The sequence below is a fragment of the Rhodoblastus acidophilus genome, assembly GCF_025961575.1.
Classification (GTDB): Bacteria; Pseudomonadota; Alphaproteobacteria; order Rhizobiales; family Beijerinckiaceae; genus Rhodoblastus; species Rhodoblastus acidophilus_C.
Genome location: NZ_JAOQNX010000010.1, coordinates 120676 through 146409 on the forward strand (window position 1 = coordinate 120676; position 25734 = coordinate 146409).

The window sequence follows — 25734 nt, forward strand, 5'->3', positions numbered from 1 at the left end:
TTGGCCAGTTCCTCGGCGAGACCGAAGGCGCGACCGTGTCGCTCGAGTCCTGCGAGTCGATGCACGCCGCTCTGTTCCAGACCCTGATGGCGCTCCAGCCCAGGATCGTCGCGCTGCCGAAGGCGGGGCCGCTGGCCGCCGCGCTGAGACGCAGCTTCGGAGCGCCTTTGGCGGACGGCCCGCCGCCCGTCCTCGGGCGGGCGAGCGCAGGAGACACCGATGACGTGGGTTCTGGCGATCTGCAATCGCAAGGGCGGCTGCGGCAAGACGACGACGGCGGTCAATCTGGCGGCGGAGCTGGGCCGGCGCAAGATTCCGACGCTGCTGATCGATCTCGACAGCCAGGGCCACGCGGGCCTCGGTCTGGGGGTCGTCGCGCATGATCGCGCCAAGACGGTCCACGCCCTGTTCTCCGGCGAGACCCTGGACCTCGACGCCGCGCTCATCGCTTCGGTGGCCGAGCATGTCCATGTGCTGCCGGCCGACCGCGCCTTCGAGGGGGCGAATCCGCATTGCGATGTCCGCGCGCTCGACCGGCTCATCCGCGCGCCGGCGATTGCCGATCGGTTTCGCGCGGTCGTGCTCGACACGCCGCCCGCCTACGATCCGCTGCTCGTGAACGCGCTGGCGGCCGCGGATGCGGCGCTGGCGCCGATCGTGCCCCATGCGCTCTCCGCGGAAGGGGTCAGGCAATTGCTGCGGATCTTTTATCGCATCGCCACGACGGTGAAGCCCGATCTCGACATGATCGGCGTCCTGCCGGTGATGATCAACGAGCGCATCCGCCATCATCGCGCCGTGATCGAAGAAATCGCCCGGGAACTCGGCCCGGAAAAACTTCTGCCGGCGATCCGGATGGATATACAGCTTGCGGAAAGCTTTTCCGCGCGGGTTCCGGCTTGTTATTACGCTCCGTCAAGTAGGGGTGTGCAGGATTATAAGGTATTGATGGATCACTTAATTGAAAATTTAGCGCTGCGGGGTGATGTATGACCGTTCCTTGTCGGCGGCGGAGAGTGCAATGGCCGAGACCATATTGATCGTGGACGATTCGCCGACGATGTTGATGAGCATCGAATCGGTCCTGAAGAAAATCGGCGTCAATGTCGAAAAGGCCGACAGCGGCGAGCAGGCGTTGAGCCGGCTGTCCCAGGGCCTCAAGGCGCGCATGATGATCACCGATCTCAACATGGGCAAGATGAACGGCATCGAGCTGATCCGCGAAGCCCGCAAGCTCGCCCATATGAGATTCGCCCCCATTCTGATGCTGACCACGGAATCGCAGCAGGACAAGCGCAACGAGGCCAAGGCCGCAGGCGCCACCGGATGGATCGTCAAGCCGGTCGATCCCGAAAATCTGGTGAAGGTCGTGCGCCAGCTCGTTCCGGGTCTCTGAGCCATGGCCGCCGCCGTCCTCGACGCCGCCCATCTCTGGAAGCCCCTCCCGCCCTTGGCGGCGGGGCTGCCGGTGGCGGCCGTGGGCGCGCTCGCCGGACTGCCCATGGGGCTTTCGCTGACGCTCGGGCTGACCGCGGCCATCGCCTCGGCGCTGGCCGCCATTCCCTTCCGTCGCGCCGCCCCCGCAGCGGAGCGCGCCGAACCGATCCGGCAAGAGGCCGCGCCGCAGGCGGCTCCGCCAGTGTCCGCCCCGGCCGCCGTGGAGGCGGAGCGGTCCGCGCAGGTTCTCGAACATCTGGACGCCTATGACCAGACGTTTCAGCGCGCCGCTTTCTACACCTCTTCCGTGGTCGACGACGCCAGCGATGCGGCGGGGCGGATCATCACGGATCTCAAGACCATGGAGGCGTCGATCGGCGACGTCCTCAGCTTTCTGGAGACGTCGTCGACCAATGAAAAGGTGATGGCGATCGTCGAAAACACCGACCGGCAGCTCATGCAAAATCGTCGCCTGATCGGCGATTTCATCGCGCGCCGCGATCGGGACATCGACTCCTGGCGGATGCGGATCGCCGCCATCGACAAGATGACCGACGACCTGAGCCACGAGATCGACGGCATCCGGGGAATCGCCAGCCAGACAAGGCTTCTCGCCCTCAACGCCGCCATCGAGGCGTCGCATGCCGGCGAGCACGGCGCCGGATTCGCCGTGGTCGCCAGCGAGGTCAAGCACCTCTCGGACGCCTCCAACCGCACGGCGCACCAGGTCGGCCAGGGCCTCGAGAAATTGCGTGAGTCCATTCGCGACCAGTTCTCCGTTCTGGTCAGCGAGCGCCTCGGCGACGAACAGCGCGAACTCGCGCTTATCGCCGATTCGATCTCCGATCTGACCGCGCAGATGGAGCGTCTTGTGGCCCATCAGCGCGACACGCTGGGCAAAGTGCAGGTCGAAAGCAACCGCATGGTTTCGCCGGTGCTGCAATTGCTCGGTTCGATCCAGTTCCAGGACGTCGCCCAGCAGCGGATCAGGCATGTCGAAATGTTCTTTTCCAAGGCGCGGGAGGACGTCGCCGCGTTGAGCGAGGCTCTGGCGTCGCGGCGCGACATGCCGGGCGCCGAAGCCTTGCGCGCGGCCATTGCGCAGGACGGGCCCGCCGCGCCCCGCGCCTCCGGCAGTTTTGCCGAGATTGAACTGTTTTAGAGCATTTTCGAGCGAAGTGGATGCCGGTTCGCGTGAAGAAAATGCGTCAAAACAAAGAACTAGAGCGTGCTCGGTGAACGGGAGTTCACCGAACGCGCTCTAGCGGGGCAAGACGATAAATTGCGCAAGGGTTTGCTTACGGTTTCTTTTTGAACAGCTTTCATTCTGCAAGCATTCGGCGTCAAACAAATGCGCGCGCGTGGGATGAACGGGAGTTCAGCTCACGGGCGCGAGAGACGAAGTCATTCGGAATGAAGGAGGGGACCTTGTCCGCCGTGCTGGTCGTCGATGACATCGACGTTGTTCGCTTGACCCTGCGAAAATTTCTGGAGCGCGGCGGCCACACCGTGACCGAATGCGCCTCCGCCGACGAAGCTGAAGAGGTGATGCGGCGCTGCACGCCCGATGTGCTCGTCACCGATCTCTGGATGCCAGGTCGCGACGGATTGAGCTTGATCCGCGCCGTGCGGCAGCGCCACCCGCGCCTGCCGGTCGTGGCCATCACCGGGGGCGCGCCGGGCATGACGCAGGCCTCGTCGCTCGACGAAGCCAAGGCGGCTGGCGCCGATCGCGTCGTCATGAAGCCGGTGGGCGTCCAGGAGCTTTTGACCAGCGTGCAGGATACGGTCGATCAGGCGACGACCGCCGCCCCCTGAGGAGAGTTCCGTGACCGCCCATGCGCCGCCGCCCATCGAAGCCGCTGTGCCGCTGGCGCGGCGCGAGGACATTCTTACCGCGCGAAAAACCGTGCGCGCGGCGGCCCGCGCCCTCCGCCTGGGCGCGGTGGACGAAGCGCGTGTCGTCACCATCGTCTCGGAACTGGCGAAAAACGCCTGCGTGCACGCCGGCGCGGGGGAGGTCCGGGTCGGGACGCGCCACCTTGTCGACCGCGACCAGATCCTGATCGAAGTCGAGGACGCCGGACCGGGCTTTTCCGATGTTTCCGCCGCGCTCGCCGTGGGGTTTTCCACCAATGGCGGGCAGGGGCTGGGCCTGCCCGCCGTCAACCGGCTGGCGAAGTCCTTGACCATCGACACGCGGCCGGGAAAAACTTTGGTCGCGGCGCTGTTTGAAACCGACCGCGCATGAGATCGCTGCTCACCCAATATGTCAGCTGCGTCGGCGCCTATGTCGCCACTGGCGAGGAGCTGTTCCTCGCCGAAATCGAGGATATCGCCCGCGATGCGATCGAGGAGGGCCGGCGTCTCGAGGAAATGGCCGGCCTGCACGAGGCGGCCTTGCTCGGTCTGGTCGAGCGCGGCGTCGTCTGCGACGCCGAGACGATCCGCCGCACCTCGGCGTGTCTGTCCGCCTTCATGGTGTCCTCCACCGTCTTCCACCAGGCGCGCGTCGACGTCGTTCATTACGACCGCGCGCGCGCCTATAGCGAACGCGCGCGGCAGCGTCTGGAGACGCTCGGGCAGCTGATCGGCGGCATGGCCCACGAGATCAGCAATCTGCTGCAGCCGGTCGTCGGCCTCTGCGAATTGTCGCTGATGGACATGGCCGAAGATGCGCCGGAGCGCGAAAATCTCGAAATCATTTCGGGCTGCTCGGCGCGCGCCTCCGGCGTGCTGCGCAATCTGCTCGCCTACGGCCGTTATGCCGAGCCGGAGTTGAAACTGACGGCTTTCGGCGCCGCGGTCCGAAAGAGTCTCGATTTCGTCACCTCCGTCTCGCTGCTCTGGCCGGCGCTGACGGTCGCCATCGAGGACGATCGCTCCCGCGTGGTGATCGTCGAGGAAGAGCTGACGCAAATCCTGCTCAACCTCATGCAGAACGCGCAGCAGGCGCATGCCAGACGCATCGATATTTCGGTGACGCGCACGGCCTGGCGCTTCCCGGTGACGGAGGAGGGCGCGGCCGCGCCCCCCCTGCAGCCGGCGCTCCGGCTCGCCGTCGCCGACGACGGCGACGGCATGGACCGGGACACGCTGGCCCGCGCCGCCATCCCGTTCTTTTCCGGGAAGCCGCCCGGCGAAGGGTCGGGCATGGGGCTCGCGGTGGTCGGCGGCATCGTCAAGAGTTTTTGCGGTCAGCTCACCATCGCCTCGAAACCCCGCGAGGGGACCACGGTTTCGATCTACCTGCCGATCGACAAATCCGACTGCGCCGTCGAAACCGTGTGAGCCGCCGCTCCTCCATCATCACGGCGCCGTCGCCGTCGCCTTTTCGGCGCCGCGCTCCTTGCGCCGCACGAAGAAGGACATCACCGCGACGAAGAAGACGGGCACGAAAAACACCGTCAGGATCGTCGCCGAGACCATGCCGCCGAACACGCCGGTTCCCAGCGCCTGCTGGCTCTTGGCGCTGGCGCCCGTCGCGATCATCAGCGGCACCACGCCGAGGATGAAGGCGAGCGAGGTCATGATGATCGGCCGGAAGCGCAGCCGCGCCGCCTCGATCGTCGCCGCCACCAGCGTCAGGCCTTGCGCCCGCAAATCCCGGGCGAATTCGATGATCAGGATGGCGTTTTTCGCGGAGAGCCCGATGATGGTGATCAGGCCCACGGTGAAATAGACGTCGTTGGGCAGACCGGCGAGGTAGCCGGCGACCACGCATCCGAGAATGCCGAGCGGCGCCGCCAGCATGACCGAGAACGGGATCGCCCAGCTTTCGTAGAGCGCGGCCAGGCACAGGAACACGAACAGCACCGACAGCCCGAGCAAGAAGGCGGCCTGCGAGCCCGCGAGCTTTTCCTGCAGCGACTGTCCGGTCCAGTCGTAACCGAAACCGCTGGGCAGCGTCGCCATCAGCCGCTCCATTTCGGCGATGGCGTCGCCGCTGGTGAAGCCGGGCTTGGGCTCGCCGGTCAGGCGCACGGAGGGATAGCCGTTGAAGCCGACGATCTGCGTCGGCCCGACCCGCCATTCCACCCGGGCGAAGGCCGACAGCGGCACCATCTCGCCGGCCTTGTTGCGCACGCTATAGGTCAGGATGTCCTCGGCGTGGATGCGTTTCTCTTCGTCGGCCTGCACCACCACGCGCTGCGTGCGTCCGCGATTGATGAAATCGTTGACATAGATCGAGCCGAGATGGGTGGAGATGACGTCGTTCACGTCGGTGAAGGACACGCCGAGCGCGCCGGCTTTTTCGCGGTCGATGTCGACGCGCACCAGCGGCGCGCCCGGCAGGCCTTCCTCGACGATCTTTTCGATCACCTGGGATTGCTCGGACTCCGCGATCAGCTTGTCCTTGGCCGCCATCAGCGCCTCATAGCCGCGCTGCCCGCGATCCTGCAGGCGGAACGAGAAGCCGGAGGTGTTGCCGAGATTGGGGATCGGCGGCGGGGCGAGCAGCGAGGTCTGCGCGTCGGCAATGCGCGCGAGATAGGGATTTGCGCGCGCGATAATGGCGTCCGCCGAATCGTTGGGGCCGCGCTGCGACCAGTCTTTCAGCGTGATGAACGCCTGCGCCGTCATCGAGCCCTGGCCGAAGAAACTATAGCCGGTGATGAAGGTCACGGACTCCACGGCGGGCTCTTTCAGCAGGCGCGCCTCCACCTGCTTGACCACGTCGAGCGTGCGGGTCGCGCTGGCGTCCGAGGGCAGCAGCACGTCGGCCATAACATAGCCCTGGTCGTCGACCGGCACGAAGCCGGACGGCGCCTTCCACAGGCCGTAGCCCATGGCCGCGACGATGACGAGATAGAAGGCGATGAAGGAGCGGCGCCGGCCCACCGCCCAGCGGGTCACGCCGGCATAGCGGTCGGTCAGCCAATCGAAGCCCCGGTTGAAGACGCCAAAAAATCCCTTCTTCTCGTGATGGTCGGCGTCGAGCGGTTTGAGCAGCGTGGCGCAGAGCGCCGGCGTCAGCGTCAGCGCCAAAAATGCCGAAAAACCGATCGACACCACCATGGCGGCCGAAAACTGCTGGTACATGATGCCGACGGAGCCGGGAAAAAAGGCCATGGGGACGAACACCGCCATCAACACCATGGTGACGCCGATCACCGCGCCGGTGATCTGCTCCATCGCCTTGACCGTGGCTTCGCGCGGCGAAAGCCCTTCCTTGGCCATGATGCGCTCGACGTTTTCCACCACGACGATGGCGTCGTCGACGAGAATGCCGATCGCCAGCACCATGCCGAACATGGTCAGCACGTTGATCGACAGGCCCAGCGCATAGAGCGCGCCGCAGGTGCCGAGCAGCGCGATAGGCACGACAATGGTCGGGATCAGCGTGTAGCGGAAATTCTGCAGGAACAGGAACATCACCAGGAAGACGAGCACGACCGCTTCGGCCAGCGTCATCAGCACTTTCTTCACCGAGGCCTTCACCACGGGCGTCACGTCATAAGAGACTTCCGCCTTCACGCCCGGGGGGAAATATTGCTCGAGCTCGGCCATTTTGGCGCGTACGGCGGCGCTGGTGGCCAATGCATTGCCGGTCGGGGCCAATTGCACGGCGATGGCCGCGGCGGGCTTGCCGTTGAGGCGCGTCGAAAAGGCATAGGTCAGGCCGCCGACTTCGATGCGCGCGACATCGCGCAGCCGCACGGCGGCGCCGTTGAGATTGGCGCGCAGCACGATGGCGCCGAATTCTTCCGGCGATTCGAGCTGGCCTTTGACCAGGACCATATTTTGCGTGCGCTCGGCCGAGGGGCTCGGCGGCTGCGCCAGCATGCCCGAGGAGACCAGGGCGTTTTGCGCGCGAATCGCGGAGGTGATGTCCTCGGCGGTCAGCGCATAGCCGCGCATCTTGTCGGGATCGAGCCAGACGCGCATGGCGCGCTCGGTCGAGAACAGCCGCACGCGGCCGACGCCGTCGACGCGGCGCAGCTCCGGCAGCACGTAGCGGGTGGCGACGTCGCCGAGGCCGATCTCGTCCAGTGAGCCGTCCGGCGAGGTCAGCGTGACGAATTGCAGGATGGCCGTGGAGGCTTCGAGAATGGCGATGCCCTGCTGCTGCACGGCCGGGGGCAGGCGCTGTTCGATGCGCTTGATGCGGTTCTGCACGTCGACGGCGGCGAGCGCCAGATCGGTTCCCGGCTTGAAGTCGACGTTGATCTCGACCTCGCCGGTGGTGTCGCCGGTCGATTCAAAATTCAGCAGGTTCGCCGCGCCCGAAAGCTCCTCCTCGATCAGGCGGGTGACGGAATAATAGAGGTCCTGCGTCGAGGCGCCGGGATAGGAGGTCGAAATCGAGATCGAGGGCGGCGCCACGATGGGGTATTGCGACACCGGCAGGAAGGGCAGGGCGAGAATGCCGCCGAGACAGATGAAGATCGCGATGACCCAGGCGAAGACGGGTCGCGCGATGAAAAACGCGGGCATGCGGTCAGGCTCCGAAAAGGTTTATGTCGAAACTGGGCGGTTTTCCGCGCTCAGCCTTCCGTGCGGCCGAGCGCGGCCGGACGCGGATCGACGCGCCCCCCGGACATGAATTTCTGGAACCCTTCGACGACCACCCGATTGCCGGGATGCAAGCCTTCGTCGACGACGACCTGGTCGCCGAGCGTGCGCCCGAGCCGGACCGGTTGCAGCACGGCGCGGCCCTGGTCGTTGACGACGAACACCTCGGCGCCGCCGGCATTGTTGCGCTGGATCGCCTGGCGCGGCACGGTGATCGTGTTGGCGCGAAGCCCCTCTTCGATCTGCACGCGCACATAGGCGCCCGGCAGCAGCAGCGCCTCCGGATTGGGGAATTGGGCGCGCAAAGTCACCTGGTTGGTGCCGGGATCGACGGTGATGTCGGAAAACAGCAATTTGCCTTCCAGCGGATAGGTCTTGCCATTTTCCAGGATCAGGCGGGTGCGGACGTGATCGCCCTTCGGCTTGAACCCGCCGCGCTCCATCTCTTCCTTGAGCGCGTCCATTTCAGCGACCGATTGGGTGAAGTCCGCATAGATCGGATCGAGCTGCTGGATGGTGGCGAAGGGGGCCGGCTGGTTTTCCGAGGCGAGCGCGCCTTCGGTGACCAGGGCGCGGCCGATGCGCCCGGTGATCGGCGCGCGGATGGTGGCGTATTCGAGATTGACTTCGGCGCGACGGACCGCGGCTTTCTGCGACATCACATCGGCCTCGGCCTGGCGCTCGGCGGCCAAAGCGAGGTCATATTGGGCTTGCGTGGTGGTCTGGCCGTTGAGCAGCGCCTTGAGGCGATCTTCCTGGCGCGAGGCCTGGAACAAAGTGGCCTCCGCCTTGGCCAGCGCCGCGCGGGCGCTGTCGAGGTCGATCTGGAACGGCGTGGGGTCGATCCGGTAGAGCACCGCGCCCTTTTCGACGACGCCGCCCTGCTCGAACGTGCGCTCCAGCACGATGCCGGACACGCGCGGGCGCACCTCGGCGATGCGCATCGGCGTGATGCGGCCGGGGGCGTCCTTGGTCATCAGGATTTCCTTGCGCTCGACCGTGACCACGCCCACCAGGGGCGGGGCGTCTGCGGCCTCATTGGCGCGCGCGCCAAGGGGGGACAGGGCGGCGGCCATCGCCAGCGCCGCCCAAAGACTTCGACCCTTCGCTTCCTTATTCATATGATTCAACATCGCTCCTCTATATTCAGCCGGCGCGGCGTCGCCGAAATGGGCGGAGACTCCGACTTTTGGATGAGGGTGCGGTGGAAAACCTGTCGTTTCCCTGTCAGTAATCCAGAATGATGCAAGGTTCGACCTTGGTCAAGCCGAACGGCCCCGCGCGGTCTTGGCTGCGCCAGGGCCCGGTTCATGCGATGATTGCGCGCGAAAGAGGTCGCGCTGGCGACGAGGAGGGGACGAAATTTGGGGCGGATGATCGGTCCTCACGGTTTTCGCGCGCGTGGCGGGATTTCGCCTTGAGCCGTCCGTCCCTGGTCGGCCTCGTGGTGCGGCGCATCGCCTTTTTCGCGGCTTTGGCCATGCTTGCGCAATTGGCGGGCGTTTTTTGGGAATATTGGTCCGACGACCAGACGCTGGAACGCTACGCCATTGAAATGGAGACCGAGGCTCTGGCGCAGGGCGTGTCCGTCGACAACGGCCGCGCCGCCTTTCATCTGCCCCCGGACCTGCGCGACCGCTATGGCGGCGCCAACAGCGGCTATGTCGTCCGGGTGCGCACGGCCGCCGGCGCTCAGCTTTATTCGAATTGCCCCGGCGCCTGCGAGACGCTGTTTCCGCCGATCGACGTCACGCCGCTGATGTTCTGGATGCGTCAGGTCAAGCCCGGCGAAAAGCTGGAGGTTGGCGGCGGGCGGGTCGTGGTCGAGCAGCCGGAGCCGGTGATGATCGAAATCGCCATCGTCGACGACCGCGACGGCGTGATGGCCCGCGTGTTCCGCCATGAGGTCTACGACCACATGCTGCTGCCGATGAGTCTGATGCTGGTGTTCGTGCTGGGCGCGACGATCTTTTCGGTGGCGCAGAGCCTGCGTCCGGTCCAGGAGGCCGCGCGGAAAGTCGCGCGGCTCGATCCGCGCGCCGAGACGGCGCAGCTGCCGACCGCCGACATGCCGCGGGAAATCGCTGAATTCACCCAAGCCGTCAACGCGGCCTTTTCGCGCGCCGCCGAGCTTATGCGCTCGCAAAAACTTTTGACCTCCGCGATCTCCCATGAAGTGCGCACGCCGCTCGCCGTCGCCCGGCTCGAATTGGAGAAAATCGCCGATCCTCGCGCGCGAAAGGTCGAGGAGGATTTGAACGCGCTCAACCATCTGGTCGAACAATTGACCGATCTGGCGCGGGTCGAAGCCGCGCCGCTCGCGGTGCTGGAAAAGATCGAACCGGCGGCGCTGGCGGGACAGGTGGTCAGCGATCTCGCCGATCTGGTCTATCGCGCCGGGAAAAGCATCTCTTTCGCCGACAGGGGCGCCACGCCCTTCCTCGGCCATCCCGCTTTGGTCGAAAACGCGCTGCGCAATCTGGTCGAGAATGCCGTGCGCCATGCGCCGGCCGGCGCCGAGATCCGCGTCGAGGTCGGGCCGGGCGCGGCGCTCGCCGTGATCGACGACGGCGGGGGCAAGTCTCCGACCGGCCAACCCGCCTCCGGGCGGGGCCTGGGCTTGCAGATCGTCGGCCGGATCGCCGAAATCCACCACGCCGCCTTCGACTGGACGCGCAAGGAGACCGGCGTGACCGCCCGACTCGATTTCGCGCCAAAGCGGAAGCCCACTTGACCTTGAGAGGGGGATCGCAGGCCGCCTCCGCAAGCCCCCGCCTTTGACGCATGACAAAGCGCGCCCACGCCTCGAACTGTCAGACTGCCCCCCACAAAAAAATCGGCCGAACTCAGGCCAGGGGTGGAAGCGCATGGATTTCGTGACGGAGAGGGTGGCGATCGGCGATGCGTCCGAGGCCGAAGGCGAGGCGTTGCGGCGCAACGGGATCGGCGCGGTGCTCAGCCTGACGCGACTGGAGGCGCCGCTTCCCTTGCCTCATGCGGCGATCGAGCTGGTCGATCGGCAGGCGCTTTCGGGGGACGACATTCGCGCCGCCACCCATTTTATCAAGACACAGGTCGATGCCGGACGGCGCGTGCTCGTCCACTGTTTTGCCGGCGTTTCGCGGTCGCCTGCGATGACGCTTTGCTATTTGCACGAGCACATGGGGTTTTCATTGGACGACGCGCTGGCGCGGGTGAAAACCGCGCGGGCCCTGGCCGATCCGCATCCGGCGCTGTTGGCGTCGATCCGCGCGCATTACGGGCAAGACGTTGCGCTGACCGTTGACGTCTCCGCGAATGAAAATCCCTATGGTCCCTCGCCGCTTGTGGTCGAGGCGGTGGTCGCGGCGGCGGCGGGCGCGCATCTCTATCCCGACGGCCCCGGCGACGCTCTGCGCAACGCTTTGGCGCGCCGCTTTGGGGTTGGACCGCAAACCATTGTTCTCGGCAACGGCTCCACCGAAATCTTGGAGATGACCGCGCGCGCGATTCTGGCGCCCGGAAAGGAAGCGATCATCGGCTGGCCGTCCTTTCCGACTTACCGCGCCATGGTCCGCCGCGTCGGCGCCCGCGAAATCCTGGTTCCTCTGGTCGAGCATGATTACGATCTCGACGCCATCGCCGAGCGGATTTCGCCCGACACGGGTCTTGTTGTGCTTGGAAATCCCAACAATCCCACGGGGCGCGTGTTTGGCAAGCTCGCCTTCGCCCGTTTGCTCGAACGTTTGCCGCCCCACGCCGTGCTGTGCCTCGACGAAGCCTATTGCGATTACGCGTCTGCAGATGATTTTCCTGATTCGCTGGCGACCGTGCGCGCGGGGCGCTCCGTGGTGGTGGTGCGCACGTTCTCCAAGGCTTTTGGCATGGCCGGTTTGCGCATTGGCTATGCGCTGGCGCCGCCTGATTTGGCGAAGCGGATCGACGGGTTCCGGCAGAGGTTTAATACCAGCAGCATCGCGCAGGGCGCGGCGCTCGCCGCGCTCGAGGATTACGACCATGTCGCGCGTTCCGCCGCGCTCAACGTGTCCGCGCGCGAAAAACTTTGCGCTGACTTGGCGGAGCTTGGGCTGGCTTTTGTGAAAAATTCGGACGCCAATTTCGTCATGATCGATGTCGGCGACGGCGTGGCCATCGCCGCCGAGCTGAAAAAATCGGGCGTGCGCGTCAAATCGCTGGAGGCCATTGGGCTGCCGGCCTGCATTCGGGTCAGCGTGGGGACGCCGGAGCAGAATGAGCGGGTCGTCGAGACGCTGGCCTGGTTGCAGCGCCACACCGACGCCGCCGGGGGCGTCGGGCTGCACTTGCGCGCGCCGGAGCCGGCGCTCGCATGAACCTGCATCAGTTGCGCATTTTTTGCGCCATCGCCCAATCCAAGACGCTGACGCAGGCGGCCAAGCAGATCGGACTGACGCAGCCGACGCTGTCGCAGCAATTGTCGAGCCTGGAGGAAAAGGTCGGCACAAAACTGTTCGAGCGCACCCTGAACCAGATGGAGTTGACGGTCGCCGGCGAATTTTTGTTGCGCCGCGCGCTGCACATTCTCAGCGAGGTCGAGGGCGCTGAGGAACAGTTGCGCGAATTCGCCTCGGGCAAGCGCGGCGTGATCCGGCTCGCCGGCATCAATTCCATCGTGCGCGCCGTGGCGCCTTCGGCGATTTTGCGATTGCGCGAGAGTCTGCCGGAGGTCGAGTTCGACATTCACGAACTCGCGCCGACGGAGGTGCTGGACCTGCTCTATGCGCGCCAGATCAACATCGGTCTGGTCGCCGTGGGCTCGCTGCCCAAGAGCAATGTGTCCTTCAAGGAAGTCCCGGTGATCACCGATCCCTATGTGCTGGTGACGCCCGCCGGGCTTGGACTCTCCGAGCTCGCCGATCTCGCCGATCTCGCGCCGGACAAGCGCGAGCTTTTGAAGAGCTGCATCAATTTCGCCTTTGCCTCGCAATGGTCGCGGCGGCTCGAAAACTGGCGTCACCAGATGCTGCCGGGCCATCGGCAGGTCGCGCAATGCCGCAGTTATGATGTCGCCTTGAGTTTTGTCCGCGCGGGGCTCGGCGTGTGCGTCGCGCCCGCGCTGGCCGTGCATGAGGATGGGCGCAGTTTGGAGGGTGTGGACCTCTATGCGACCAATCTTCCGGCCCGCCAGACTGTTGCGCTGGTCCCCGCGCAGAGTTTGCGCATCGATCCCTACAAGACTTTTCTCGACGCGCTTCGCGAGGCGGGGGCGGCGACGCCCTTGCCGCACATCCTGCCCATGCCGCGCTTCATGACGCGCGCGGCGGAATTGGCGGAGTTGGGCTGAGCTATTGGGAAGTCCAATGGCGCCCATAGATTTACACCGGCGCGAGCCGCCGCCTATCATCCGTTCATAAGAAACCGAAACGCAGACGCCCGCGCAAAGAGGCAAAACAACAGCGTTCGGACCAGGGAGTGGACTACAAATGGTCATGATGATGGCCCCGGGTGGCACCCGGGACATGTGCCGTCTCGTGCTCGATGAGGGCGCGGACGCGGTTTATGTTGGCGTGGTCGGCTGGAGCCGCAGGGGCGCCGAACACGAATTGTCCGATGACGAAATCCGTCATGTGATCGACGACGCCGCCGCTCGCGGACGCGAGGTGCGCATCGTCGTCAACACGCTGCCGAGCTCCACCGAAATCCCCATGTTCATCGAGCGCATCGTTCAATATGCGGGCTGGGGCGCCAAGGGGTTCATGATCAGCGATGTCGGTTGCATGCGGCTGGTCAAAAAACTTCTTCCCAAGGTTGCGGTCCACACCAGCGTCGGCTGCGGCGTCACCAATTTCGAGGATGTGCGTTTTCTGCGCGACAATGGCGCGACCCATGTCGTGCTGCCCTATCGCATGACCGTCGAGGAAATCGCCGAGATCAAACAAAAGACCGGCGTCGGCATCGAGGTCTTCCTGTTCAAGACCCCGTCGGGCGGCAAAATCTGTCCCGGCAAATGCATGATGTCCAGCTATTTTAGTTACCGCCGTTGGCTGGACGAGACGGGAAAAGATCATTTTTATGGCAGCGCCAGCCGGGGCGGCGATTGTCTGCGCGTGTGCCAGACCGAATGGGATTTTGGCCCGGACGATTCCTTCATTCGCCACGGCATGACCATCAAGACCAATCCCGCTTTGTGGCTCGACGAATTGCCGGCCTATCTGGCGGCGGGCGTCGATTGCCTCAAAGTGCCGGGACGCGACCGCTCCGATCTCTTGGTGCGCGACATCGTGCGGTTTTATCGACGTGTGCTCGACGTGATTCAGGGGAGCGACCGGCCCGATCTCTCGGGCTTCCGCGACGAGTTGCTCGTCTTCCACCAGCGCTGGAAGGTCGAGCGCGGCATCCGCGACAACCGCCTGATCGGAGAAGCCGAACGCGAGGCGCGGCGAGTCGAGCGCGCGCAAGTGTCGGCGAAGAATTTCGAAGTCGTGATCTGAGGATTCCTAAATGTTCGAGCTTTCCACCAATGTGGCGTCGCCGCAGCAGCTTCGCCGTGGGGATTTTTCCGCCTATGACGCGCTCTATCTCGGCGAGTTCTCCTGCCTGAGCTATCCCAACAATTTCTGCGCCCATCCCGAGTTTTTGGCGGAGGCCGTGGCGCAGGTCTATGAGCTCGGCAAGAAAGCCTATCTGCGGCTGTTCGCTGTGCCGAGCAATCACGATTTGCCCACCGTGCGCAAGGTGATCGAAACGGCGCTCGCCCTGCCGTTCGACGGCTTTGAGGTCCACAATCTCGGCCTGCTGCAAATGCTCAAGGAGATGGGGAACACCAAGCCGATTCATCTTGGCGTGTTCGGCAATTTGTATACCGACGCCACCGCGCGGGTCGTCAAGGATTATGGGGTCACTCGGGTCTATCCCAATCCCGAACTGAGCCTCGACGAGGCCATTTATATCCGTGACAACACGCCGATTGATGTGCTCATTCCCGTGCATGGCAAAATTCCGCTGGTGGTGGCGGAGACCTGTTTCATTCACGAAAATTCCGGCGGTCTGCCTGGCGAGGATTGCAAGTTCAAATGCTCGCAGGAGCATTGGCTGACGCGCTCCTCCGGCGACTGGTCGCTGAAGGACACGGGTTGCATGACGCTGAGCGGCGCCGATCTGTGCATGCTCGAACATGTCGACCGATTGGCCGCGGCGAAGCTCAACGCCTTTTATGTGCAGAGCCATGGTGAGAGTCCCGAATATATCGCCAAGGTCGGGCGCATCTATCGCGACGCTTTCACGCGCGCCTTTGCCGGCGAGGCCGAAGGCGATGTCGCGCCGCTGCTGGAGGAGTTGTCGGGGCTGGCGAAGATGGGCCTTTGCAACGGCTATTACTTTGGCGATGCGGGCCGCCGCTATGTGGGGCGGACATGAAAACGCCCGCCCTTCTCGCGCCGGGCGGCACGCTCGAAATGGCGAGGGTCGCCGTCGATGAGGGGGCGGACATCGTCTATGTGGGGCCGCTCGGATGGAGCCGGCGGCCCTATGAATCCGAGATGACGGACGAGGACATTCGCGCCGCCATTTTTTACGCACGCGAAAACGGGCGGCAGGTTCGCATCGTGCTCAACACCTTTCCCAGCCCGTTCGAAATGGACGATTTCGCGCGAAAGGTGCAGCTCTATGCGGGATGGGGCGCCTCGGGTTTCATTGTCACCGATCCCGGCGCCATCAGGCTGATCCGGGGCCTTGTTCCCGACACGCTGATCCATGTCAGTATCGGCAGCGGCGTCACCAATTCCTGGGACGCGGAATTTTATCGCGAGATCGGCGCCGACGTGATCATCCTGCCCTATCGCTGGGGCGAAACGGAAATTGCCGAGACCCGCTGCGTCTCCGGCATCGGCCTCGAAGTCTTTTTGTTCGAGACGGTGCAGACCGGCAAAATCTGCCCGGGCAAATGCATCATGTCGAGCTATCTGAAATTCCGCGAATGGCTTGATATCGAGGGCAAGGCGACCTCCGGCAGCGCCAATCGGGGTGCGAAGGAATGTTATCGCGTCTGTCAGACCAATTGGGATTTTGCGGCTGAGGACGGTGATCCCGTCAAACTGAAATTGCGGCGTGACGCGCGGCTGATGCTGGAGCAATTGCCGGCATTTGTCGAACTCGGCGTGGAGTGTTTCAAAATTTCCGGGCGCGAACGGCCGGTTCCGATGATCCGAGACCTCGTCCGGTTTTATCGCAAGGCGCTCGACGGCATTGCGGCGGGCCAGACGGATATGTCTGTTTACGTCGATGAACTCGCCACGTTGCGGGGGCGCTGGACCGTCGAAAAGCGCAAGCGTGTGGATGTCCTGATGGATCGCGCAGAGCATTATTCCGACGCTGCGCCGAGTCTGGCGGTTGCCCAATGAACTTTTTGCGCGCCGCGTTTGAAACAAGTGGCAGTCCGTCTTGGGTAATGCGGGTGATCCGGTTGCAGAGCCTGGACCGCCGCCACGGTTTTGATCTGGAATTGGTGCTCGGCGGCGATCTCGGCGACCGCCGCGCGCAGGCCACGCAACACGTTCTCGCGCAGGGGCGCGCCGATCTGATCGACACCGACTGGCTGTCGATCGCCCGGAGCCAGGACACGGATGCGCCGCTGCACGCCATTTTTCCTTACGGGAAGATCGTGGGCGCGCTGGTGGTCGCCACCGGATCGGGGATTGAGGGGCTCGACGAGTTGCGCGGCCGGCGCGTGGGCGTCATTCGCGCCTCCGACAAGAACTGGTTTGTCGCGCGGGCTGCATGTCGTCAGCGGCATGGGTTTGATCCGCAGGGCATTGTGCAACTCGCCGAGGCGCTCTCCAAGACCACGCTGCTGTCCTGGCTTGAGAGTGGCGAAGTCGAGGTCGCCGCGCTGCCCTGGCATCTGGCCCCGCGGGTGACGGCGAGCGGAAAATTCCGTCAGCTTTGCGATGTGCTCGACCTCTTGCCCGAACTCGGCGCGCCCTCGGTTCCCACCACCTTTTTCGCGACGCGGCCGGAATTCGCCGCGACGCATCCGAAACTGGTCGCGGCCTTCATCGCCGCCTATCGCGACGCGGTCGCAATGATGCGCGCGGATGAAACCCTTTGGCGCGAGGCGGCGGCGCAGCCGGGCGACGACGCGGTCGTGCTCGCAGGTTTGCGCGCCGCGTGGCTGCGCCGGATTTGCGACGCATGGCCCGAAAACGCCACGAGTCAATTGAACGATTTCTTTGAACGGCTGTCGCGGGACTCCTTGGTCCCAGCAGACGCATAAAAGCCGGGGAATGGGGAGCACACAATGGTTGCTTTGATGGGGCCGGGCGGCACGTTCGACATGGCGGTGGCCGCCTTGCAGCGCGGTTGCGATTCCGTCTTTGTCGGACCCAAGGGATGGAGCCGCCGTCCCGCTTCCGACGAGTTGGAAGAGGAGGAAATTCGCGACCTCATCCATTTCGCAAAACCGCTCGGCAAGGATGTTCGCGTCGCCATCAATGTCATGCCCAATCCCGAGGAAATCCCCGCCTTTTTGTTGAAGGTCGAGCGCTACGCGCTGTGGGGCGCCGGCGGCGTGATGATTTGTGATCCCGGCTGCATCAAACTGGTGCGTGAGCGCTGCCCCGATCTCGATATCCATGTCAGCGTGACGGCGGGCGTGTTCAATTCGCGCGACATTTCCTTTTATCGCGAGCTCGGCGCGAATATTGTCGTCATTCCCTATCGCTGGGGGACGAAGGAGCTGGAGGAGGTTCGGGACCAGACCGGCGTCGGCCTCGAAGCCTTCATGTTCCAGACGGTGAAGCGCGGCCGCATTTGTCCGGGGCGCTGCTATTCCTCGAGCTATTTTCTCATCGCGCACGAACACGATGCCGCGGGAAAGGATCACCATGTCGGCAGCGCCAGCCGCGGCGGTTCCTGCCACCGCATCTGCCGGGCGAAATGGGACCTCGCCATTGACGAGCAGGGCGTGTCGGGCAATCCGGATCTAAAAGCGTCGCCGGAATTGCTGCTGTGGGAAATGCCGGATTATGTCCGGCTCGGCGTCGACCGCTTCAAGATTCCGGGACGCGAGCGTTCGGTGAATCTCGTCGCCGACATTTGCGGCTTTTATCGCCGCGCGCTCGACCATGTGCTTGCCGGAAACGATGACGTCTCCGGTTTCGCCGACGAGTGGAACGAGATTCGCGTGCGCTGGACGCGCGAGCGTTGCCGCCGCGACGATGGGCGCATCGCTCATGCGCAGGCCTCCTGACCCCTTTCACGGATGCACAGGCATGGACGGCGTTTCGGTTTGCGTTTCCGACATGACTTTTTTGCCGCTTGAGGCGCCGGCGCGGCGCGATTTCGTTCGCGGACTCGACGAGATTGGTCCTGATGACGCCGGGCTCGTCGGCGGCAAGGCGTTTCCGCTCGCGGCGCTGCTGCGCAATGGTTTTTGCGTGCCAAGAGGGTTTTGCGTCACCACCGACGCTTTTCGCGCGCGCCTTGGCGGCGATCTGCCCGAGGACTTGCGCGACGACCTCGCCGAGGCCTGGCGCCGCAGCGGCTTTCGCATGGCTGCCGTGCGCAGCTCCGCGACCGAGGAGGACGGCCGCGAAACCTCGTGGGCGGGGGTGTTTCCCACCGTGCTGCCGGTGCGCGATGCCGACGAAATGATCGCCGCGGTCCAAAATTGTTTTCGCGCGCTTCATGCGCCGGAAGCGGAATTTTTGCGCGCGCACGGGCGGAGGAGCGCGCGTCCGGCCATGGCGGTTCTGGTTCAGGAATTGATTGAGGCGGAGGCGGCGGGGATCGTGTTCACCGCTCATCCCGTCACCGGCGCGCGCGGCGAGATCGTCATCAACGCCATTCGCGGACTGGGGGAGCCGCTGGCTTCGGGCCGCGTCAATGGCGACACTTTTGTTGTCGCCGCGCGCGATGGCGCGATCCGCTCGCACGTCGTCTCGGATCAGGCCTTCATGCTGACGTCTCGCGGCCCCGTGGCGCTGGAGGAGGCGAAGCCGGCGCTGACGCACGCGCAAGCGCAAAAACTCGCGCGGCTCGCCGTCGAAGTCGAAGACGTTTTCAATTGTCCGCAGGACATTGAATTCGCGATTGCCGAGGGACGCATTCATCTGCTTCAGGCTCGGCCGATCACCGCCGTCGATCGGGAGACGGTGGGCGAAGGTGAGATCGCGGCATATCTCGAACACGAGCGCACGCGCCTGAAAAAGACGGTGGCGGCGCTGCGCCGGCAGGGGTTTTTGACCGGCGAACGCGCCATTTTCAGCAGCGGCAATATCGGCGAACTCTTGCCCACGCCGACGCCGATGAGTTTTGGGCTGTTTCGCACAATATTCGCCGGACCGGGCGGCGCCATCGCGGCGGGACGCCAAAAGCTCGGCTATGCGCTCGCGGCCGACGCCGCCGAACCGCTCTACGAAAAAATTGGCGGGCAGCCTTTTTTCAATGTCGAGATCGACGCCAAAACTTTTTGTATCGGCGCGCCAGTCGAGGTGGACGACATTCTCGACAGCATCGCGCGTGAGCCCGGCCGCGCCTCCTATCCCGAGTTTGGCCTTTACACCCAGGGCCTGAGCCTCGACGAGGCGCGGGCGCGCCATGGCGAAGCCGAGGGGTTTGCCCGACACGCCGCCTTCTGGCGGTTTCACGACGGCATGCGCCGGGCGGCGCGCGATCTGCTGCGTCGCCGCGCGCAGGACGAAGCCGACTGGGCGTTGGCGCTGGAGCCGCCCCGTTCCGACGAAATCGACGGCTCGGCCGAAAAGCTGCTTGCGGCGTTGCAGCGCCGGCTCGACCGGCTTCGCAAACTCTGCGTCGATTTCGTCATGGCGGCGCGCGTCGCCTTTTTCTTTGCCGATCTCGTGCGCTGGCGGCTGCGGCGCCATTTGGGCGACGACCGGCTGATCGGCGAATTGCTCATGGGCCTCGACGGCTCCATGGTGACGCAACAGGCTTTCGATCTGGAAAAGCTGGCGAAGGGAGAGATCGCGCGCGAAACCTTCCTCGCGGCTTACGGTCATTGCGCGGCGAACGAACTCGAGATTTCGCTGCCGCGCTTCGCCGAGGAGCCACTGGTCCTCGACAGGCTGTTGCGCGATCTCTCCGCATCCGGCCGACGCCCGGCCGCCGAATTTCGGCGGCAGCAGCGCCAGCGCCGCGCCGCGCAGCGCGAGGTGCGCCGGCGATTGGCGGAAGTGGGTGTGGCCAACGTTGAGATTCGCGACTTCTTCGCCGACCTTCGCCTCGCGCAAAAATTCCTGCCGCGCCGCGAGACCGCAAAGCATTTTTATACCGGCGACTATCGCGGGCTGCGCGCGGTCCTGTTGGAGCTCAATGCGCGGCTGGGCTGGGCCGAGGGTGACGTTTTCTACCTGGAGCCGGAGGAGATCGGGGGCGCGTTGGCGCGACCCGACGCCTTCGCGCCATTGGTATGCGCGCGCCGGCGTGAAAGAAAGATCGCCGCCCGGCTCGCCGCCCAGCGCCGCATCCCCGCCGTCATTTTCGCCGATGCGCTGGATAAAATCGGCGCGCGGGCCGAAGCCGCGACATCGACCGCTTTCGTCGGCGCGCCGGTCGCGCCGGGCGCCGTGGTCGGCCGCGTGATGCTGCTGGACGAGGGGGTGACCGGCGCGCCGCCCGGCTGTTGCCGCGAGCGCATCCTCGTCGCCCATTCCGCCAATCTCGGTTTGGCGCCTTGGCTGCGCGTCGCCGCCGGTCTTGTCGTCGAAGTCGGCGGCGTGCTCGCCCATGCCGCCTGTCAGGCGCGCGAGGCCGGCGTTCCCGCTCTGGTGCTGGAGGGCGCGACTTCGCTGTTGCGCGACGGCATGCTCGTCAGCCTCGACGGCGAGACCGGACGCCTCGAAATTCTGGAATCGACATGAGTCTTTTTGATCTTGCGGGTCGCCGGGTCGTGGTGACCGGCGCCGGCGCCAATGGCGGCATCGGCCACGCCCTGGCGCTGGGTTTCGCCAAGGCCGGCGCGCGGCTTGCTCTGTGTGATATCGATGCGGACGGGCTTTCGCGGACGGTGGAGGAAACCCAGGCCGCGTTCGCCGCGGGCTGTGACATTTCCGTCGAGGCGGAGGTGGAGGCGTTTTTCGCCCGGGCGTGCGAAAATCTCGGCGGCATTGACGTGCTCGTCAACGTGCCCTTCGTCTTTCCGCGCCGCTGCCCGCCGCATGAATTGCCGCTCGCCGACTGGGAGCGCATGTTCGCCGTCAATGTCACCGGCTATTTCCTTTGCATCCGCGCGGCGCTGCCGCTCATGCTGGGGCAGGGCGGGGGGGCGATTATCAACATTGGCTCGAATGCCGGCGAGACCGCGCTGGGGCGCGGCGCCTTCGCCTATAGCGCGACCAAAAGCGCGGTGCATCAGATGACCCGCGAGCTCGCCGTCGAATATTGCGCGCGCGGTGTTCGCGTGAACGCGCTGGCGCCGGCCCAGGTGCTGACGCCGGGGCTCGCGGCCCATATGGACAATCCGCATTTCCGCGACAATGTGTTGCCGCGCATTCTGATGGGCCTGCCGATGGGGCGGCTGCTGACGCCTGAGGATATGGTGGGCCCCGCGCTGTTCCTGGCGTCGGATGCGGCGGCTTGCGTCAATGGCGTGATCCTGCCGGTGGATGGCGGCAATCTCGCCATGAACGCCGGCGGCGGCGCGCCGCGATGAAATTGTTGCGCTATGGGCCGGCCGGTTGCGAACAGCCGGGCCTTCTCGATTGCCACGGCAACATCCGCAGTCTCGCTGGTCATGTGTCCGACATTGCCGGTGCGGCGCTGGCGCCGGAGCAACTTGACGCCTTGCGCCAGCTCGACCCGCAAAAACTGCCGCTGGTGGAGGGCGCGCCGCGCCTTGGGCCGCCGGTCGCGGGGGTGGGAAATGTCATCGCCATCGGGCTCAATTATCCCGGCCATGGCGCGCAATATGAAATCCCCTCCGAGCCCATCATTTTTTCAAAGCACACCGGGGCCATTTGCGGCCCCAACGACCCCATCATCATTCCGCCCGGCGCAAGCAAGGTTGATTGGGAGGTCGAACTGGCTTTGGTGATTGGCCAGTGCGCGAAAAGGGTTTCGGCCGAGGCTTCCCAAAAATGCGTCGCCGGCTACATGCTCGCCAACGATCTGTCCGAGCGCGATTTCCAGTCCGAGCGCGGCGGGCAGTTCATCAAGGGCAAGTCGTGCGAAAATTTCTGTCCGCTCGGTCCCTGGCTGGTCACCGCTGACGAAATTCCCGATCCGCAGGCGATAAAACTGTGGCTCGACGTCAACGGTCGCCGGGTCCAGGACGACAGCACGGCGAACATGATTTTTCCGGTTCGGGAGCTGGTGAGCTATGTCAGCCAGTTCATGGTGTTGCTGCCGGGCGATGTGATCATCACCGGGACGCCGCCCGGCGTCGGCATGACCCGCGGCTGGTATTTGCGCGCAGGCGATGAAATCGAACTGGGCGGCGCGGGCCTCGGCGCGCAACGCCAGCGTGTGATCGACGCGGCGGAAAGCTGACGAGACTTGCCTTCGGCGTCACCGAGGATTATGGACAAGCTTGGTCGGCAGTTCACCGAGGCGTCGCTGTCCCTTTCGGGCAAGCTAAACCTGCTTAAAATTGATTTCGACGGACACTTATCCCGTGCCGCGTCGTAAGGCAGCGACCAACGACAGTCAGACAGGCACGCTTGAGGATAAGTCATGTCCAGAGAAGCGTTTCCTTATTCCGCCCCCGATGCGTCGGCCCTGGCCAAGGCGCTCCGCCGCGAACTTGATCTGATCGAAGGCAAACCCGGTCACGTTCAGCTGCTGAACATTTTGGCGCGCGCGGTTGGTTTCCGCAATTTTCAGCATTTTCGCGCTGCGGCGACGGCGCAGGCGCGCCCCGTTCCGGCGCCGCCCCCGGTCGATTTCGCCCTGGTCCAGCGTGTCGCCGGCCATTTCGACGAACAGGGTCGCCTGCTGCGCTGGCCTTCGCGCCACAGCCATCGCCTGCTCGCGCTCTGGGCGCTGTGGTCGCGCTTGCCGGCGGGCGTGGTCCAAAGCGAAGCCGAGATCAACCAGATCATCCGCGACAACCATTGTTTTGGCGACCACGCCGTGATCCGCCGCGCGCTGGTCGATGAGGGATTGTTGGCGCGCACGTCGGACTGCCGCGAATATCGCCGCATCGAGCAGAAACCGCCGGGCGAGGCGCTGGCTCTGATCCGGTTGGCGCCAGCGCGCGCCGCCTGAAACGTCTCTCCTGCCCGCATTGGACATCTCACCATGACAAATATTGTCACGGCGGACGCCGCTCGCGCGGACGCGACCGCTTCTGTTTTCCGCACCCAAACTCGTCTCGGCCCCGTCGAGCATACCGACGACGGCGATGGTCCGGCCTTCCTGGCGCTGCATGGCGGCATGGGCGGCTATGACCAGAGCCTGCTGCTCGCCAAAACCCTCCTCGCCGCCCCGGCTTCGCAGCGGGTGATCGCCTTATCCCGGCCCGGCTATCTCGGCGCGCCGCTGCTTTCGGGCGCGACGCTGGACGAGCATGCGGACCTCTACGCCGCGCTGCTCGACCGCCTCGCCATCGACCGCGCGGTGGTCGCGGCCGTGTCCGCCGGCGGTCCCTCGGCGATCGCCTTCGCCGCGCGCCACCCTGACCGCTGTGCGGGGCTGATCCTGGTTTCGACGCCAAGCGGCCGTTTCGACTCGCCGGATGAGGTGGTGAAGCGGCTGCGTCACTTCGAAATCCTCTGCCGGATTCCGGGCGTCGCGCGGTTTTTCGCCTGGGCGAATCGACGCAATCCAAGAAAAGCCGCCGCGCGCGCCATCCGCGACCCGGACACGCTGCAGCGGACGCTCGCCCACCCCGAGGCCGCGCGCCTGCTCTTCGCCCTGCAAGGGAGCGTCTTCGAGCGGCTGGCCGAACGTTTGCCCGGGACCATTGCGGACGTCTCCGCCCTGGCGGCCCTGCCGCCTCTGCCGTTCCACCGCATTTCATCGCCCACGCTGGTCATCCATGGCGAGGCCGACTCGGTCGTCCCGTTTGCCCACGGGCGGCGTTCGGCGCATGAAATCGCCGGGGCGGAATTTTGTAAAATCCCGGCGGGGGAACACGTCTGCCTCTTCACCCATCTCGACGAGGTGAGACAGCGGGTTGGCGCCTTTCTGCGACGCGCGCGCGAGGAGGCGCGCTAGAACTCATTCCGCCGCGAGCGACGCCACGCATTCGGCGAGGCTTGCGCCGGTGATCGGCTTGCGCAGCAGTTTTAGGCGGTCCGTCGACGCCCGGTCGAGCGCGGCATAGACATCGCCGTCATAGCCGGTCAGCAACAGCGCCGGCAGCCGGGGCAGGGCGCGTTGCGCGCGCCGGATCAGCGCCAGCCCGTCCATCTCCGGCATGGCGTAATCCGAGACCAGCACATCAGGGCCTTCGGCGAGCAAATCCAGCGCTTCGGCGCCGCTCGCCGCCTGCGACACTTTAAATCCGAGATCTGCAAGGCCGCCCGCCAGCGCGTCGCGCACCAGTTCGTCGTCGTCGACCAGCAGGACGTGGAGCGCGCGAAAACCGTTCGGGGCGGCGGTTTCCGTGGCCGCCGCCGCCTCGCGGCTGGCGGGCAGCCAGAGCGACACCGTCGTTCCCAGGCCGAGCCGGCTGTCGATGGCGAGCGCGCCGCCCGATTGTTCGGCAAAACCGCTCGCCATGGACAGGCCGAGGCCGGTTCCCTTGCCCTGCGCCTTAGTGGTGAAGAACGGCTCGCGCGCCCGCCGGATCGTCGCCTCGTCCATGCCGGCGCCGTCGTCGCGCACGGAAAAGCGGATGTAGTCGCCGGGGGACAGGCCAAAGGGGTGGATGTCGTCGGCGATCACTTCCGGGGTCGCGGACAGGGTGACGCTGCCGTGGTCGCGAATGGCGTCGCGCGCATTGGTCGCGAGGTTGATCAGGACGGTTTCGAGCTGTCGGCGGTCGACGAAGGCGCAGGGCAAGCCCGACGGCAGGGCGAGGCGCACCGAGATGTGCGTGCCCAGCGTGCGCGACAGCATTTCGTGTAGGCCCGTGAGCAGCGCGCCGGCGTCCACCGCTTCCGGCCGCAGCTCGTCGCGCCGGCTGAAGGCCAGCAGCCGGCCGGTGATGGCGGCGCCGCGCGCCGACGCCTCCTGGATCATCCCGGCATAGCGCCGCACCCGGTCGATCTGCTCGGGACAATGGGCGATGCGGCCGGCGGCGCCGGTCACCGCCTGGATGACATTGTTGAAGTCATGGGCGATGCCGCCCGCCAATTGCCCGAGCGCCGTCAGTTTTTCCGCCTGCGCCAGCCGCAGCTGGATGTTTTCGCGCGCGGCCACCTCGGCTTCCACGCGCGCCTCCAGATCGGCGTTGAGGCGCATCAGCTCGTCTTCCGCCTGGCGCTGGGCCGTGATGTCCGCCAGGCTTTCCATCACCGATCCCGGTTGTCCGCGCGCGTCGCGCCGCAAAACTTTTCGGGCGGCGACGACGATTTCCGAGCCGTCCTTCTTGGTGTGGCGCAGGTCGCCCGTCCATTCGCCTGATGTCAGAAGCGCCGCCTCGATCTCGGCGAGCGGAACCGGAAAGACCGTCTTGAGCAGGGTGTGGCTGACCCGACCGATGGCCTCGGCGGCCGACCAGCCGTAAAGGCGGACGCAGCCCGCGGACCAGAAGCGGATGACGCCGTCGAAATCGCGCGCCATCACCGTCCCGAGTTCGAGCGTCGCCAAGAGGTCGCGCAGCCCCTCCTCGCTTGAAGGGGTTTCGTAGTCGGTCATGTCAGCCTCAGCTCAGGGGCAGAGGTTCAGATGAGGCGCGTCCGAGCCAAGCGCAAGTCAGAT

The 25734-nt window shown here is 65.2% G+C and carries 22 protein-coding genes; 19 read left to right on the plus strand and 3 right to left on the minus strand.

The genetic code is table 11. From position 1 onward, the window contains the following. Positions 1-219: 219 nt before the first annotated feature. From M2320_RS09295 to M2320_RS09320, 6 genes are all read left to right on the plus strand, one after another. On the plus strand, positions 220-993 hold the full coding sequence (locus M2320_RS09295) for a ParA family protein (protein ID WP_264597031.1): 774 nt from the start codon (positions 220-222) through the stop codon (positions 991-993). A gap of 28 nt (positions 994-1021) precedes the next feature. Further along, positions 1022-1396 carry a response regulator gene (locus M2320_RS09300; RefSeq protein ID WP_184427729.1) on the plus strand — a complete coding sequence of 125 codons (375 nt, stop codon included), beginning with the start codon at positions 1022-1024 and terminating at the stop codon, positions 1394-1396. A 3-nt stretch (positions 1397-1399) separates the two neighbouring features. Further along, a complete protein-coding gene (locus M2320_RS09305) occupies positions 1400-2599 on the plus strand; it encodes a methyl-accepting chemotaxis protein (protein ID WP_264597032.1) in 1200 nt (399 codons plus the stop codon). Positions 2600-2874: 275 nt separating this feature from the next. After that, positions 2875-3255: a response regulator gene (locus M2320_RS09310; protein ID WP_264597064.1), complete on the plus strand. Its 381-nt coding sequence runs from the start codon at positions 2875-2877 to the stop codon at positions 3253-3255. A 10-nt stretch (positions 3256-3265) separates the two neighbouring features. Beyond that, positions 3266-3688, plus strand: a complete 423-nt coding sequence (locus tag M2320_RS09315; RefSeq protein ID WP_264597033.1) for an ATP-binding protein — start codon at positions 3266-3268, stop codon at positions 3686-3688. Beyond that, the gene (locus tag M2320_RS09320) at positions 3685-4728 is read left to right on the plus strand and encodes a sensor histidine kinase (RefSeq protein WP_264597034.1); all 1044 of its coding nucleotides are present in this window, start codon (positions 3685-3687) and stop codon (positions 4726-4728) included. The genes M2320_RS09315 and M2320_RS09320 overlap by 4 nt, the downstream gene beginning before the upstream one ends. A gap of 18 nt (positions 4729-4746) precedes the next feature. Here M2320_RS09320 and M2320_RS09325 read toward each other — a convergent pair whose 3' ends face one another. Together M2320_RS09325 and M2320_RS09330 are read right to left on the minus strand one after the other, a co-directional pair. Beyond that, positions 4747-7875 carry a multidrug efflux RND transporter permease subunit gene (locus tag M2320_RS09325; RefSeq protein ID WP_264597035.1) on the minus strand — a complete coding sequence of 1043 codons (3129 nt, stop codon included), beginning with the start codon at positions 7873-7875 and terminating at the stop codon, positions 4747-4749. A 50-nt stretch (positions 7876-7925) separates the two neighbouring features. Further along, positions 7926-9074: an efflux RND transporter periplasmic adaptor subunit gene (locus tag M2320_RS09330; RefSeq protein WP_184427723.1), complete on the minus strand. Its 1149-nt coding sequence runs from the start codon at positions 9072-9074 to the stop codon at positions 7926-7928. A 296-nt stretch (positions 9075-9370) separates the two neighbouring features. Here M2320_RS09330 and M2320_RS09335 point away from each other — a divergent pair, with 296 nt between their 5' ends. From M2320_RS09335 to M2320_RS09395, 13 genes are all read left to right on the plus strand, one after another. Beyond that, positions 9371-10687: a sensor histidine kinase gene (locus M2320_RS09335; protein WP_264597036.1), complete on the plus strand. Its 1317-nt coding sequence runs from the start codon at positions 9371-9373 to the stop codon at positions 10685-10687. A 133-nt stretch (positions 10688-10820) separates the two neighbouring features. Next, positions 10821-12284: an aminotransferase class I/II-fold pyridoxal phosphate-dependent enzyme gene (locus M2320_RS09340; protein ID WP_264597037.1), complete on the plus strand. Its 1464-nt coding sequence runs from the start codon at positions 10821-10823 to the stop codon at positions 12282-12284. After that, complete coding sequence (locus M2320_RS09345; protein WP_264597038.1) at positions 12281-13255, plus strand: LysR family transcriptional regulator; 975 nt, start codon at positions 12281-12283, stop codon at positions 13253-13255. Before M2320_RS09340 ends, M2320_RS09345 begins: the two co-directional genes overlap by 4 nt. Before the next feature lie 139 nt (positions 13256-13394). After that, complete coding sequence (locus M2320_RS09350) at positions 13395-14402, plus strand: peptidase U32 family protein (RefSeq protein WP_264597039.1); 1008 nt, start codon at positions 13395-13397, stop codon at positions 14400-14402. 10 nt (positions 14403-14412) lie between these two features. Next, the gene (locus M2320_RS09355; RefSeq protein WP_264597040.1) at positions 14413-15327 is read left to right on the plus strand and encodes a peptidase U32 family protein; all 915 of its coding nucleotides are present in this window, start codon (positions 14413-14415) and stop codon (positions 15325-15327) included. After that, the gene (locus M2320_RS09360; protein WP_264597041.1) at positions 15324-16310 is read left to right on the plus strand and encodes a peptidase U32 family protein; all 987 of its coding nucleotides are present in this window, start codon (positions 15324-15326) and stop codon (positions 16308-16310) included. Before M2320_RS09355 ends, M2320_RS09360 begins: the two co-directional genes overlap by 4 nt. 53 nt (positions 16311-16363) lie before the next feature. Then, positions 16364-17182, plus strand: a complete 819-nt coding sequence (locus M2320_RS09365) for an ABC transporter substrate-binding protein (protein ID WP_264597042.1) — start codon at positions 16364-16366, stop codon at positions 17180-17182. A gap of 24 nt (positions 17183-17206) precedes the next feature. Beyond that, complete coding sequence (locus M2320_RS09370) at positions 17207-18157, plus strand: peptidase U32 family protein (RefSeq protein WP_264597043.1); 951 nt, start codon at positions 17207-17209, stop codon at positions 18155-18157. Between the two features lie 22 nt (positions 18158-18179). Then, on the plus strand, positions 18180-20789 hold the full coding sequence (locus tag M2320_RS09375) for a PEP/pyruvate-binding domain-containing protein (protein ID WP_264597044.1): 2610 nt from the start codon (positions 18180-18182) through the stop codon (positions 20787-20789). After that, positions 20786-21580, plus strand: coding sequence for an SDR family NAD(P)-dependent oxidoreductase (locus tag M2320_RS09380; RefSeq protein WP_264597045.1), 795 nt, complete (start codon positions 20786-20788; stop codon positions 21578-21580). Before M2320_RS09375 ends, M2320_RS09380 begins: the two co-directional genes overlap by 4 nt. Next, positions 21577-22416 (plus strand): fumarylacetoacetate hydrolase family protein, encoded by an 840-nt coding sequence (locus M2320_RS09385; protein ID WP_264597046.1) that lies wholly within the window; start codon positions 21577-21579, stop codon positions 22414-22416. Before M2320_RS09380 ends, M2320_RS09385 begins: the two co-directional genes overlap by 4 nt. A 183-nt stretch (positions 22417-22599) precedes the next feature. Further along, a complete protein-coding gene (locus M2320_RS09390; protein ID WP_264597047.1) occupies positions 22600-23133 on the plus strand; it encodes a DUF2087 domain-containing protein in 534 nt (177 codons plus the stop codon). A gap of 33 nt (positions 23134-23166) precedes the next feature. Continuing rightward, positions 23167-24084 (plus strand): alpha/beta fold hydrolase, encoded by a 918-nt coding sequence (locus M2320_RS09395; protein ID WP_264597048.1) that lies wholly within the window; start codon positions 23167-23169, stop codon positions 24082-24084. A gap of 3 nt (positions 24085-24087) precedes the next feature. Here the strand turns inward: M2320_RS09395 and M2320_RS09400 are convergent, their stop codons facing one another. After that, positions 24088-25671: a hybrid sensor histidine kinase/response regulator gene (locus tag M2320_RS09400; RefSeq protein WP_264597049.1), complete on the minus strand. Its 1584-nt coding sequence runs from the start codon at positions 25669-25671 to the stop codon at positions 24088-24090. Positions 25672-25734: the final 63 nt, after the last annotated feature.

Excerpts from the sequence above, each read along its gene's own strand:
- M2320_RS09400 (WP_264597049.1), bottom strand. The coding sequence starts at position 25,671 with ATGACCGACTACGAAACCCCTTCAAGCGAGGAGGGGCTGCGCGACCTC.
- M2320_RS09370 (WP_264597043.1), top strand. The coding sequence starts at position 17,207 with ATGGTTGCTTTGATGGGGCCGGGCGGCACGTTCGACATGGCGGTGGCC.
- M2320_RS09325 (WP_264597035.1), bottom strand. The coding sequence starts at position 7,875 with ATGCCCGCGTTTTTCATCGCGCGACCCGTCTTCGCCTGGGTCATCGCG.
- M2320_RS09355 (WP_264597040.1), top strand. The coding sequence starts at position 14,413 with ATGTTCGAGCTTTCCACCAATGTGGCGTCGCCGCAGCAGCTTCGCCGT.
- M2320_RS09390 (WP_264597047.1), top strand. The coding sequence starts at position 22,600 with ATGTCCAGAGAAGCGTTTCCTTATTCCGCCCCCGATGCGTCGGCCCTG.
- M2320_RS09360 (WP_264597041.1), top strand. The coding sequence starts at position 15,324 with ATGAAAACGCCCGCCCTTCTCGCGCCGGGCGGCACGCTCGAAATGGCG.
- M2320_RS09385 (WP_264597046.1), top strand. The coding sequence starts at position 21,577 with ATGAAATTGTTGCGCTATGGGCCGGCCGGTTGCGAACAGCCGGGCCTT.
- M2320_RS09345 (WP_264597038.1), top strand. The coding sequence starts at position 12,281 with ATGAACCTGCATCAGTTGCGCATTTTTTGCGCCATCGCCCAATCCAAG.
- M2320_RS09340 (WP_264597037.1), top strand. The coding sequence starts at position 10,821 with ATGGATTTCGTGACGGAGAGGGTGGCGATCGGCGATGCGTCCGAGGCC.
- M2320_RS09295 (WP_264597031.1), top strand. The coding sequence starts at position 220 with ATGACGTGGGTTCTGGCGATCTGCAATCGCAAGGGCGGCTGCGGCAAG.
- M2320_RS09375 (WP_264597044.1), top strand. The coding sequence starts at position 18,180 with ATGGACGGCGTTTCGGTTTGCGTTTCCGACATGACTTTTTTGCCGCTT.
- M2320_RS09380 (WP_264597045.1), top strand. The coding sequence starts at position 20,786 with ATGAGTCTTTTTGATCTTGCGGGTCGCCGGGTCGTGGTGACCGGCGCC.
- M2320_RS09320 (WP_264597034.1), top strand. The coding sequence starts at position 3,685 with ATGAGATCGCTGCTCACCCAATATGTCAGCTGCGTCGGCGCCTATGTC.
- M2320_RS09305 (WP_264597032.1), top strand. The coding sequence starts at position 1,400 with ATGGCCGCCGCCGTCCTCGACGCCGCCCATCTCTGGAAGCCCCTCCCG.
- M2320_RS09350 (WP_264597039.1), top strand. The coding sequence starts at position 13,395 with ATGGTCATGATGATGGCCCCGGGTGGCACCCGGGACATGTGCCGTCTC.
- M2320_RS09330 (WP_184427723.1), bottom strand. The coding sequence starts at position 9,074 with ATGAATAAGGAAGCGAAGGGTCGAAGTCTTTGGGCGGCGCTGGCGATG.
- M2320_RS09395 (WP_264597048.1), top strand. The coding sequence starts at position 23,167 with ATGACAAATATTGTCACGGCGGACGCCGCTCGCGCGGACGCGACCGCT.
- M2320_RS09300 (WP_184427729.1), top strand. The coding sequence starts at position 1,022 with ATGGCCGAGACCATATTGATCGTGGACGATTCGCCGACGATGTTGATG.